The organism is Paenibacillus sp. sgz302114 (assembly GCF_056120345.1).
Window position 1 is genome coordinate 178,132 of sequence record NZ_JBVYOI010000007.1, and the last position, 11,544, is coordinate 189,675.

8 protein-coding genes and 1 pseudogene are annotated in these 11,544 nt (G+C 50.1%); 1 reads left to right on the forward strand and 8 read right to left on the reverse strand.

Annotation, left to right across the window (positions count from 1 at the left end; translation table 11 throughout):
* Positions 1-90: 90 nt before the first annotated feature.
* The 8 genes and pseudogenes from AC0LWF_RS18830 to AC0LWF_RS18865 all read right to left on the reverse strand — a co-directional run bounded on the left by AC0LWF_RS18830 (position 91) and on the right by AC0LWF_RS18865 (position 10,376).
* Positions 91-618 (reverse strand): hypothetical protein, encoded by a 528-nt coding sequence (locus tag AC0LWF_RS18830; RefSeq protein WP_474653081.1) that lies wholly within the window; start codon positions 616-618, stop codon positions 91-93.
* 128 nt (positions 619-746) lie between these two features.
* Positions 747-1,022, reverse strand: a complete 276-nt coding sequence (locus AC0LWF_RS18835) for a YiaA/YiaB family inner membrane protein (RefSeq protein WP_474653181.1) — start codon at positions 1,020-1,022, stop codon at positions 747-749.
* A gap of 30 nt (positions 1,023-1,052) precedes the next feature.
* A pseudogene (locus AC0LWF_RS18840) lies at positions 1,053-1,301 on the reverse strand (YiaA/YiaB family inner membrane protein); the annotation flags it as partial.
* Between the two features lie 120 nt (positions 1,302-1,421).
* On the reverse strand, positions 1,422-2,744 hold the full coding sequence (locus AC0LWF_RS18845; protein ID WP_474653082.1) for a glycosyl hydrolase family 28 protein: 1,323 nt from the start codon (positions 2,742-2,744) through the stop codon (positions 1,422-1,424).
* A 465-nt stretch (positions 2,745-3,209) separates the two neighbouring features.
* A complete protein-coding gene (locus AC0LWF_RS18850; RefSeq protein WP_474653083.1) occupies positions 3,210-4,922 on the reverse strand; it encodes a type 2 periplasmic-binding domain-containing protein in 1,713 nt (570 codons plus the stop codon).
* A 62-nt stretch (positions 4,923-4,984) separates the two neighbouring features.
* Entirely contained in the window at positions 4,985-5,899 is a 915-nt protein-coding gene (locus tag AC0LWF_RS18855; protein WP_474653084.1) for a carbohydrate ABC transporter permease, read from the reverse strand.
* A 40-nt stretch (positions 5,900-5,939) separates the two neighbouring features.
* On the reverse strand, positions 5,940-6,899 hold the full coding sequence (locus AC0LWF_RS18860) for an ABC transporter permease (protein ID WP_474653085.1): 960 nt from the start codon (positions 6,897-6,899) through the stop codon (positions 5,940-5,942).
* A gap of 726 nt (positions 6,900-7,625) precedes the next feature.
* Positions 7,626-10,376, reverse strand: a complete 2,751-nt coding sequence (locus tag AC0LWF_RS18865; protein WP_474653086.1) for a glycoside hydrolase family 2 protein — start codon at positions 10,374-10,376, stop codon at positions 7,626-7,628.
* Positions 10,377-10,528: 152 nt separating this feature from the next.
* Between AC0LWF_RS18865 and AC0LWF_RS18870 the strand changes: the two genes are divergently transcribed.
* Positions 10,529-11,455 (forward strand): ArsR/SmtB family transcription factor, encoded by a 927-nt coding sequence (locus AC0LWF_RS18870; protein WP_474653087.1) that lies wholly within the window; start codon positions 10,529-10,531, stop codon positions 11,453-11,455.
* The last annotated feature ends 89 nt before the right edge of the window (positions 11,456-11,544 follow it).

The following is an 11,544-nucleotide window of genomic DNA, read 5'->3' on the forward strand; positions in this document are numbered from 1 at the left end:
ACGATATTGGTATGGTTGGGGTCGAGGTTAGAATTGAGGTTAGAGCTGGGATTGGAGTTGAGGCACACATATCGAGAAGCAGTAGTGTAATTAGTTAATTCGGGTACCGAACTTTTTCATCAATTCTTGCGATATTCGAATCGCTCCTTCACGATCCTCCGCAGGAGCCGTTATCATGAATCCGTCTGTTTGTGACCATTGTTTATTGGCATCATTCGATATTGCGATGGTGAATTGAGTAAAATCGTCGTTGATATACGCAGCGCCATAGAAATAAATATTCGGAACAATAGCTCCACTCTTGCCTGCAGTACTATAAAACGATACGACTGATGCAAAATTATCCCCGGAATACAGCAGCTCTAATTTGTCGCGATCTTTTGGAATCTGGGGTACCTTCGCTCCCGTGATTTCTATTGTGCCTCTAAAGCTTTTATGACCATTGATATGATTTCGCAGCTTTCCGTTGAGATGCACTTTTACATCCCCGATTATGCCTTCTTCACCTAGTTGATAATAAACGCCGTCCAATGTTTTGTTATAGTGTTTTGGAGTAAAGCACCAAATTGCAGATGCCGCTAGTATCAACACAAGGACGACTAGAATTTTCACCTTCATAACAATCTTCCTCTCCATTAGGCTTAAGAAGCGCTACGAGCTATTTTAGTTACGTACCGGTTGCTTCCTTATTCTACATGAAAATCAGCTGCGCAAAAAAGACGCGCCGCATTGGCGCGCCCTTGTTATTATTTCTGCCCCTCAAAGCTCACACTCTCGTCCGCCGCATCCCCACCGCTATGCAGCTTATCTTCCTCATTGTCACGAATCGTCTTCTGCAGAACAAGACAGGACACTATTAGAAATGCTCCGCCAATGGCGTAGTAACCTTTTACAGACAACGGTTCTTCAAGATTGAATACCCCGACATACTCCGCAAGAATTGCGAGCACGAAGCCAGCCCATGAGAGGAATGTAAAAGCTGACGTATTTCTGCGGCGATAACCAGTGTTGAATGTTTGCAGGTAATTATCTTCATCGTTGTCCCGCGCCACCTTCTGAAGCAGGAACGAGGTTACGATCAGCAGGATGGCCGACACCGCGTAGTAGCCTTGAACGGAAAGCGGCTCCTTGAGCGTGTAAATTCCTCCAAATTCAAATCCACATGCCAGCACAAAAGCCGACCAAGCCATGAATGTATATGTCGGAGTGTTGCGGCGGCGGTAAAATGGCATTCTATTGCGAAGCGGTGCCCCAGCCCAGGTTGCTGTTGCAGTTGCATTTGTTGTCGATTCGGTCATCATCTCTAAAGTCCTCCCTTGCAGCCTCTCGCGGCTGCTTCGTTATGACTTTATTGTAAGGCCGACTCTGCAATCGCATAAGTACTATCTTCTCCTAGTACCTGGTCACAACAACTACCTTACTTAACGCTCGAACGTCACGTTCCGGCTGAGCTCCACGACCATTTTGGCTGTATTGGCGCTTGTTAGCGGCTCGCCCAAATAGCTGATACCGGAGAACGTAACGCCATCGATCATATGTGCACCGTCATAACCGCGGATAATAGAGACTGGGAGCAGCCCGCCGGTGATGGAGATATTCTCGAACCGAATATTGCGAACCTGACCACGCTCCGTATCGCGGGAATACTGGGAAAATTGGATCTTCATATCGACCAGCTTCTCCTCCGAATCCTCGATGCGAATGTTGCTATACAGCACGTTTTGCACGACCGCTCTATCGCCGTTATGAATGGTGAACGTTCCGCCAGATTCATACCCTTCGAACTGGCAGTGAATGATGTCGCAGTCGCTGAACTCGATGTCCGAGATGGTCTCGCAGCGTGTCTCGTAGCCAATTTCGAGCGCATTGCCCCACTCCGCATTGAAGAACACCGAGCGGCTCACCCGCACACGGCGGACATCGCGGCAGCCCGCTTCATGGAAGTAGTCGACCGCCTTAATCGCGATGCAGTCATCCTTGGAGCGAACGAACACATTCTCAATTGTCACATACTCACAGCCGACGATATCAATACCATCGCCCGTCCCTGCAAAAGTAAGCACGTTTACGTTCTCAATCCGCACATTCGAGCAAGCCGTCGGCACGAGATGCCACGTCGGTCCGTCCACGACGCTAATCCCTTCAATGGTAACACCCGAGCAGCGTGCAGGCAGCAGCATCGCATGCTTCTTCGCCCCTTCATTCTCCCGCCACAGCGAGCCGTCGAGAATTCCTCTGCCACGAACCGAGATGTTCGATGCTCCGTCTGCCGTCACTCGGCCATGCACGACTGCCCCTTCTTCAATGTAAAGCGTCTCGCCATCCTGCAAACGAATTTCGCCTGCATGATGCACTTCGCCGCCTTTGTAATAGTGAACAGCCTTGTCAGCAGGGTCCGGACGCTCTGCTGTCTCCGGCGGATTGATCCAAATAAACAGCGGCTCCTTGATGCCGCCGTCAAACTCAACGGATAGTTTCGCTGGCGCTTCGACCTCGAAGCGAAGCACATTGTCAGCTGCCGTTTCTGTCACAATGCCGTGGCGCAATGGCCGTACAACCACTTGCTCGAAGGCATGACTCGTCTCGATTTCAATTGTCATTGCGCCTTCAGCCGACAACACGGCATAGCCTGCGCCTTGGCACTGATATACAAAAACAGGCTGTCCACCAATACGAACCTGGTATCGGTCCGATGGCTTGATGGATGCCGCTGGGTAGCTGGATTGGATCGCTGCTTGAGTCATAACGCTGCACGCTCCTTGCATGGATTATGGCTCTATTTTATCGAACCCACTGCGCGGCACGTTAGTGAAAATTGTTCATTGCGACTCCGAAAGTTGTCTCGTGAAAAACCATTTTCAAGATGGATATGAGAGATGTTCCAGCATCGCGCTGAAAACCTCATCCCAATCAAGGTTAACATTATTAATCGTATAGGCCGGAAAAGGAGGCCTATTAGTCAAGCAATATCAATTCCACACCATTGTTCATTTCTAGTAGGATCGTTGATAATCCTTCGTAAATCAGTTTAGCTTCCGGTTTTAAAATGATGTAGGGTACCTAGTACCCTTCTTGCTACCTTTTCGCCGATTTTTGGCCAATGTAGAGTACCCACTACCCTTCTTGCACCCCAAACGCAAAACAGACCAAACCGCCATATCAGCGATTTGGTCTATTCTACTATTCCTTATGCTGCAATCAACCTTGTATTACCAGCCGATATCATCGCGTGCTGCAGCTTTTTCGCCGACATAAGCAGCCATGTCCTCTACGCCAGCAGATTTAAACTTGTCTTGAATGCCGTGCAGAATTTTAAGCGCATCGGCATCTGTTTTCGCGTAGCAAGCTTTGCGGAATTCTTCGTCGAAGTTCAAGCTAGCTGTTTTGTCGCGGAACTCTTGGTATTTAGGCCAGTCTCTTTCCAGGTAAGTTGCGCTGACTTTGTCGATAATTTGGATCGGAAGTCTCTTCGAGTAGCTTGCTTCGAGTTTCTCCCATTGCGTCTTCTGGTCATCTGGAATCGGCCAAGTGACTTCAGAAGAGAAAGCGCCCATGAAGCTGCCGGAGAGGTAGTTGAGACCTTCGTCACGCTTCACATCTGGATTATCATCGAATTGCTTCTTCACGTCTGCAACCCATACCGGCTTGCCATCAACCAGGTTGTAATCTTTGCCTGAGATACCCCAGTAAGCGAGCAGGCGGCCTTCGTCGCTGTTCAAGTAATCAATCAGACGCAGTGCTGCATCTGGATCTTTGATCTTCGCGCTCAAGAAGATAACCGGGAAGCCGGAACGACCTGGCTTCTCTACTTGCGTTACAATGTTGCCGCTCTTATTCTTCATTGGTCCAAGCAGCTCGTACTGCATTTCCGGATTTGATTTGTAAAGCGTTTTTTGCAATTCGCCAATCATGCTTTGAGCGCCGAATACAGCCAGCTTACCTGTAGCGAGCTTCTCATTCGCGGTCGTATCGGTATTGCTGAACGCCTCAGGGTCAAAGAGACCGTTTGTGATCAGCTTTCTCATATACAACAAGCGAGCTTCTTGATCTTTGGATTGCGTCCAGTGGATCAGCTTGCCATCTTCCTGACGGAAGTCCGAAATGTTGTAATCAGACCAGCCGGATAGGAATTGGCTATAGTCCCATCCATTGTGCATCGTACCGGAAGGAATAACCGGCTTGCCGCTAATATCTTTGAAATCGCCAGCCTTAATTTTAGTCAACAGATCTGCAAGCTTTTCTTCCGTGTCGATATCAGCAGCATTCACATTCAATGCTTTCAAAATATCTCCGCGAGCGTAGAGGCCGTAGTTCCAGTTATGAATACTTTCTGGAGTGCCGTCCGGCGTCTGCATAGGAATGACATATTGCTTGCCTTCAAGATCAGGACTATTCAGATCGAATTCGGCAAAGTCCTTCGCTACGCCTTGCGTCATCAGTTTCTTCACGTTCGGATATTTATCAAGATAAGGGGTTAAGTCGAGAAGCTGGCCTTCCAAAGCCGCTTTCTTGATGACTTGTCCTTCTCCGCCTGTCGTCGACCAGTATGGCGCGTTTACGATATCCGGAACCGTATCCGAAGCGAAGATCGTGTTCAGTTTCTCAACTTCGCTTGTTGTGATCGATTCCAGTTTCAACGTTACGCCGGTTTTCTCTCTAACTGCTTTAGCAACCGGATTGTTTTCCTGATCCTGCGGGAATCCTGCTCCTCCGCCGTTCCAGGCACTTAGGAAGGATAATGTAGCCTCTTTAGGTGCAGATGAGTCGTTTGTCCCCGAGTTCGCGTTCGTCGTGTTAGCTGCTCCCGAGTTCGCATTCGTACTCGAAGCATTGTTGTTTCCTCCACATGCCGTTACAGACAATGCAATCATCGGGATGGCAAGCGTCAAGCTAAGAGAACTTTTCAATCCGGTCTTACGCATTAGACAAGCCCCTTTCTTTTGCTGATTTTTTATATATAAAAGGCTCAGCCTCTTATACTCGGCTACTCTTTAAGCGAACCAACAAGTACGCCTTTAACAAAATACTTCTGAAGGAATGGATACACGCAGATGATTGGTGCCGTAATGATGATAACGAAGGTCATTCTGAGAGCCTCAGGCGTTACGCCTCGCAGCGCCATCTGGTTTTGGTTCATGTTTTGAATGGCTGAACCGCTGCTTGAGCCCGTCATGGACTGGAACGACGCTTCACTGATCATTTTGTTCAGGAACGTAGCTGCAGGCTGAAGGTTTTCATTTTGAATGAAGAACTGCCCGGTAAACCAGTCATTCCAGACGCCAACCCCGACGAACAATGCGATGGTAGCCATTACTGGCATCGAAAGCGGGAGAATAATTCTCCAGAATACGCTTAGCTCGCTTGCGCCGTCGATCCGCGCCGATTCCGATAAGCCGAGTGGAATTCCGTCGAAGAAAGTCTTCATAATAATTGCATTGAAGAAGCTATACAGCGACGGCAGGACAAGCACCCAGTACGTGTTCAGAATATGCAGCTCCCGGTACAGAATAAATGTCGGGATAAGTCCGCCGCTGAACAGCGTAGTGAAGAAGAAGAAGAAGACGATATATTTTCTTCCCGGCAAGCCTTTCCGTGAAAGACCGTAGGCGAGCAGAGCCGTCAACATTGTTGAACCTACGGTTACAACAACCGTTCGGGAAATGGAGATCCAAAATGATTTCAAAATGTGAGGGTTGTGGAATGCCTTGGAGTAGTTCTCAAACGTACTGACCCTCGGGAAGAAGTAGATGCCGCCCTTCATGGCGTCATAGCCGTCATTGAATGATAGCGCTAGAAAATAGATAAAGGGATAGAGTGCCGTCAGGCAGAATATGAGCAGCAGCGAATAGTTCACTGTGGTATAGATTCTATCGGCAGCCGATAGTTTTCTCACACCCATACCTGCACCTCCTTAAGTTCAAATAATGAATGATGCCTAATTACCATAGCGATACGTCGCTCACTTTTTTGGATACTTTATTAACGGCCACAATGAGAAGCAGAGAGATCACTGACTTGAACAATCCGATGGCCGTGGAATAAGCGAATTGTCCCTGCTGAATACCCGTTTTCAAGACATAAGTGTCTAGAATTTCCGAAACGCTGAGTGTAGCAGGTGTTTGCATCAGCCAGATTTGGTCAAAACCGGCATTCAGAACGCCGCTGAGAGAGAAGATCAGCAAGATACCAACCGTAGGAGTCAGAGATGGCAGCGTAATCTTAAACAGCTTGCTCCACCGTCCCGCCCCGTCCATTTCCGCGGCTTCATACAAATGCGGATCGATATTGGTCAAAGCGGCCAAGTAAATAATCGAGCCCCAACCTACACCCTTCCAAATATCCGAAATGACGACCAGCGGATAAAATAATGACGGCATGCCCATAAAGAAGATCGGCTCAAGCCCCATATGATCCCGGATGTCATTGACAAGTCCCACGTTAGGAGAAAGAATTTTTTGCATCAGCGTCACAACAACGACCCAGGATACAAAGTGCGGCAGATAGGAAATCGTTTGGAAGATCCTTTTTAATTTCCCATGCATAACGCCATTCAGCATCAAAGCAAGGATGAGCGGAGCCGGGAATCCAAGCAATAGCTTCAGGAAGCTAATCGATAGCGTATTGTAGAGCACCGAATAGAAACTGGAATCGCCTAGGAACTGTTTGAAAAACCGAAGGCCTTCCCACGGACTGTGCAATATCCCTAGGTTGTATTTGAAATCTTTGAACGCAATCAAAATACCGTACATCGGATAGTAGCAAAATACGACATACCAGATAAAAGCAGGGAGCATAAATAAGTAGATCGACCTGAAACTCCATACTTTCGCCCATGCATTGTTCTTCTTTAACGGCAATACATCGGGCATGACTTCAACTCTTGCTTCTTTTGCAATCATTACTCCTCCCACCTTCTACAGGGTATAGCCAAACGAAGCGCTTTCAACTAATGAACCGACAGACATCGATGCGCGAAAAGCAAAGGGACTGCGGCAGTCCGTTAAGCAAATGCAATGTCATCCTGCAAGCAGTTTCATTAACCTTATATATAAATATAATATGTTTAATATATTTAATCAACACTTTTATTAGAATTTTTTTCCACCAGGTACAGCGACCGGAACATCACATGTCATCACGGCACCATTCTCCACCTTCCCAAATGCTCACCTGGCGATAAAACCTCCGTAATTCGGGTATTTTGTCGAAAAATGCTGAAATGTGAAGGATCACCAATTTCCCATTCTCATCCTCCAATACGCTAACTTACCCCTCCCATGATTTAAGTTGGCAGCTACAAAACCAACTTCAATAAATAATATATTTAATATATACTCAATACTTAATATTCATGCCTTCGTCTTAGGCACTACATACCAGCACAAAAAAAGCCGCCCGCTTCAAACGAAGCTGCTAGCAGCTAACCTAATAGGTGCGAAATGGTCGGGCCAAATGTCACGCTTGGTGCTACCGGTGGCTAACGGATCCCAGATGCCGTGCCACCGCTAAATACAAATGAGAAAAAGCCGTCTCGCAGTAGTATAAACACTACTTCCGAGACGGCTCTTGCATCCGATCTTCGGAGGCACCTCCTTGAAGGGCACCTCCGTCGCACTCTATCCCTACTACTTCACCCGCACCAAAATATCAAGCGGGTAACGCCCTGCATTGCGGCCGTAAAGCGCCACGCCGCCTTGGTCCGCTGCGATTGCGAGCTTGAAGCTGCGGCTGCGGTTCAGTTTGGCTGCAATACGGCTTGGCACCGTAATGCGGCACAGGTAACCGTACGAGCCTGCCTCGTCGAGCTTGTTGTATATCTCTTGATACTGATACGACAGCACGCCGCGGCTATCGGACGGATTGTCTGGCAGCGTGAACGTTCCAACCTGCTCACCGTCAATGCTCACAACGATGTGCGATGGGTGCAGCTCATCATCGGTCATGTAGTACGTATTGCTGTTGTACTCCACATTCGCATTCGCGCCATGCATGAAGTCGATGCCATGCTGGCGGTCGCGCGAGCCCTCGATATTACGGGCAAGCAGTCGCTTCGCGCTGGCTTCGAAAGCGATTTCGATATGATGGATCGCGCCCTGTTCTTCTACGCTTGGCAGCTCCACGTCGTACACGAACTCGCCTTCCAAACCGCCGTTTGTTTTGCCCTCTTGAATCGCGTTCCACTGGTGCGGGAAGCTATGCGAGGCGAAGCCTGTAACAGGCACCTGCACGAACTGCCCTTCTGCTTCATATACGCCGTGAGCAGCGCCACTGCGCACATCGAATGTCGTGAAGTTGCGCGTCACCACGCGGCCCGCTGCATCCACAAGACGAACTGCCAGTACAGCAACCGCATCTTGCTTCGGCATGTTCACCACAATCGGCGCCTCAATTGCCTTCACGCCATACTCGCCCCAAGCCAGCTCTACCGATCCGCGCTCAGCTGTTACGCGTACGCCGATGTTGTCATACGTCAGCTCCCAAGCAAGCGTCAGCTGCTGACCATGATACGCATCGGAGTAGCTGGATGCCAGCAGTGAAACCGATACTTGCTCGCCAGCCTGTACAGTTTGACAAGGAGGTGCGTCGATCACGATAAAGTCCGGCGTATGCAAGTCTGAGAGCGACATGCCCGGCACTAGATCTTCATATCCGAACTGCTTATCCGTGCCGTCCAGACGGTAGTAGCCGTTGAATTCATTCGTCACATCGCGGAATTCCGTAAAGACAAATCCGCACATTTTGTCATGACGGCGGAACTCATTCATCATGTACCAGTAATGCCAAGCAAGGTCGCTGTCGCCAGCACCGTTCGAGAAGCCCCACACATTGCCGCACTCGCTGTTCATCAGAGGCGCATCGCCCTGAACGTTACCGCCAATGCAGTTGAAGCTCGAGCCTGGATAGGTTTTGTCCACAACGTCCGTCACATGCTCACGCAGCTGCTCGTAGCCGTTAATGTAGAAGTGCCATGTATTCAGATCCGTCTCGACATGGTCGAAGTTACAAGGGGAGTTGTCTTCGACGATCCGCGTCGGGTCAAGCTCTTTTGCCCAGTGATAAATCCCTCTGACCCACTCCTGAGTCTCAGGCAAATACGCGCTTGGCGTATGCGATTGATTTGTTAGGCCCTGTGACTCTGGATTTGTCTTCAGCCCCCAAGTTTCATTGAACATGACCCAAGAGAAGATCGACGGATGATTGTAATCGCGCTCAATAATTTCCTTCGCTTCGCTCTCATAATTCGCTCTTGCCGTCTCGTCTGGATTGCCCCAGAAGCAAGGCATATCCTCCATTACGAGCATACCCAGCTTATCCGCCCAGTACAGCTTGCGCGGCTCCTCCGGTTTAATATGAATCCGAACCAGGTTAAGCCCAAGGCGCTTCAGCAAATAAATCTCGTCCTGCATCTCATCATCGGTCGGATAGGTGAAGTAACCTGTCTGATGGTACGACTGATCAAGCGTACCGTTCAGATATATCGGCTTGCCGTTAAGCGTAACCCAGCGGTACGAACGATCGCCGAATAGCGCAGTCCCGAACTCGCGAATGCCGAAGTACGTCGATACCACATCGCCCGCACTGCCCGCACGACTGAGCGTCAGCGAACCTTCATAGAGATAAGGCGTCTCAGGGCTCCACAGCTGCGGATCGCTCACGACAAAAGAAGCGCTAACCTCATTCTCGCCCTCTGCCAGCTCAGCCACGAAGTTATGCTGAACAGTCCCGCCATCGAAGCTGAATTGCAAGCCAGCTTCTCCCGCTTCATGAGCGACAACGACAGCCTTCACACCAATCGTGCCATTAATGAACGTTGCGAACTTCGCCGATTGGATATAAGATTGCGGACGCGCTTCCAGCCAGACCGGCTGCCAAATGCCGCGAATTTCTCCATAACCTTGCTTCCCGCGTGCCTGATAACCATGGTCAAAATCAGTCGCGCTTACAACAATCGCATTCTCCGCATCAGTGCGCCACACATGCGTTACATCGAACTCGAAGCCGCCGTAGCCGCCAATGTGCGAGCCGACATGCGTACCGTTAACCCAAACCTCGCTGCTGTAATCAGCCGCGCCAAAGCGCAGGAAGACACGCGAATTACTCTCAGCTGGCGACCATGCAACACTCTTCTTATACCAGCCAGTGCCGCGCTCATCGCGGCCAATTCCCGACAGCGGGCTTGCCCATGAGAAAGGCACTACAATTTCACTGTCAAATTGGGTCGCAGGCGTCTCGCAACCGCTTGCAGCTTCCGTCGTATCAAGACGGAATTCCCATGTACCGTTCAAGTTCAGCCAATCCTGGCGTTGCCAGTCCGGGCGCGGATATTCAGGACGAGGTATTTGTTTCAATGCAGACGTTAATGCTTGCGCGGTCATATCAAGTAGCACAACCTTCCCTAAAAGTGGATTTGCCCCCATTTTAGCACCCATATATAGTTTAATCAATATGTATATTATACTTTTACAATATAACGATTTTCGAGTACACTACCTCTATAACGATTTGAAGGGCTGGTCAGGTGAAGCCAATGAACGAAATCAAACAAGACACAATCAGATACCCCTCCTCCCGCATTGTCGACGTGGCAAAGGCGTTATCCGGCGACGTTCGGGTACGCATTCTGGAAGCGCTCGGCGAGAAGCCGATGAGCGTCAGCCAGCTTGCGGAGGCGCTCGGTGTAGCGCAGCCGACGATCTCCATTAATGTACAAATCCTCGAGAGCGTGGAGCTCGTCTCGTCCACAACCGGCGCGAATCGGGAGAAAATATGCTCGGTCACCGGACGCTCCATCCTGCTCGAGCTGCCCGTCAAGCTTGGCGAAGGACTGCACCGCACGGAAGAGCTGCATATGCCGATCGGCATGTATTCCCACTGCTCGACCCAGCCGACCTGCGGCATTGTGACTCGGGATGGCTCCCATGTCGGTTCCGTCGACGATCCGCGCGCCTTCTATTTGCCGGAACGAGTGGATTCATCGCTGCTCTGGTTCTCCGGCGCAGGCTATTTCGAATATTATTTTGCCAACCCGATGCCGCCCGGCGTAACGATTGACGAGCTGTGGTTCAGCGCGGAGCTCTGCTCGGAGGCGCCGCACTTCCAGATGGACTGGCCTTCGGACATCTCGCTATTCATCAACGACCAGCTAGTCGGCGTCTTCACAAGCCCCGGCGACCTCGGCGACCGCAAAGGCAAGCTGACACCTGACAAGTGGAGCGGCACTGAGTACGGCGAGCTCACTGAATGGCGCATTACCGCTTCAGGCAGCCTCGTGAACGGCTCAGCCTCCTCCGAGGTGACCATCGCGTCGCTTGATCTGCAGTACAACAAGCCGATCCGCGTCCGCCTCGAAGTCGCCGAGGATGCGGCGAACTGCCGCGGGCTCAACCTGTTCGGCGCAAACTTCGGCGATCACAGGCAGGATCTGCTGCTGTCGTTCATCCGCTACTCGGATTAACTCAGATCTATAATGTATACAAAGCAAATAAGCGCAAGGAGCGACAATCGCCCCTTGCGCTTATTTGCTTTATTCAGCCAACTCGCCGA

What these genes read in the sequence shown, in the direction of transcription:
- AC0LWF_RS18865 (WP_474653086.1), bottom strand. Translation starts at nt 10,376, where the DNA reads ATGACCGCGCAAGCATTAACGTCTGCATTGAAACAAATACCTCGTCCT.
- AC0LWF_RS18850 (WP_474653083.1), bottom strand. Translation starts at nt 4,922, where the DNA reads ATGCGTAAGACCGGATTGAAAAGTTCTCTTAGCTTGACGCTTGCCATC.
- AC0LWF_RS18855 (WP_474653084.1), bottom strand. Translation starts at nt 5,899, where the DNA reads ATGGGTGTGAGAAAACTATCGGCTGCCGATAGAATCTATACCACAGTG.
- AC0LWF_RS18870 (WP_474653087.1), top strand. Translation starts at nt 10,529, where the DNA reads ATGAACGAAATCAAACAAGACACAATCAGATACCCCTCCTCCCGCATT.
- AC0LWF_RS18830 (WP_474653081.1), bottom strand. Translation starts at nt 618, where the DNA reads ATGAAGGTGAAAATTCTAGTCGTCCTTGTGTTGATACTAGCGGCATCT.
- AC0LWF_RS18860 (WP_474653085.1), bottom strand. Translation starts at nt 6,899, where the DNA reads ATGATTGCAAAAGAAGCAAGAGTTGAAGTCATGCCCGATGTATTGCCG.
- AC0LWF_RS18845 (WP_474653082.1), bottom strand. Translation starts at nt 2,744, where the DNA reads ATGACTCAAGCAGCGATCCAATCCAGCTACCCAGCGGCATCCATCAAG.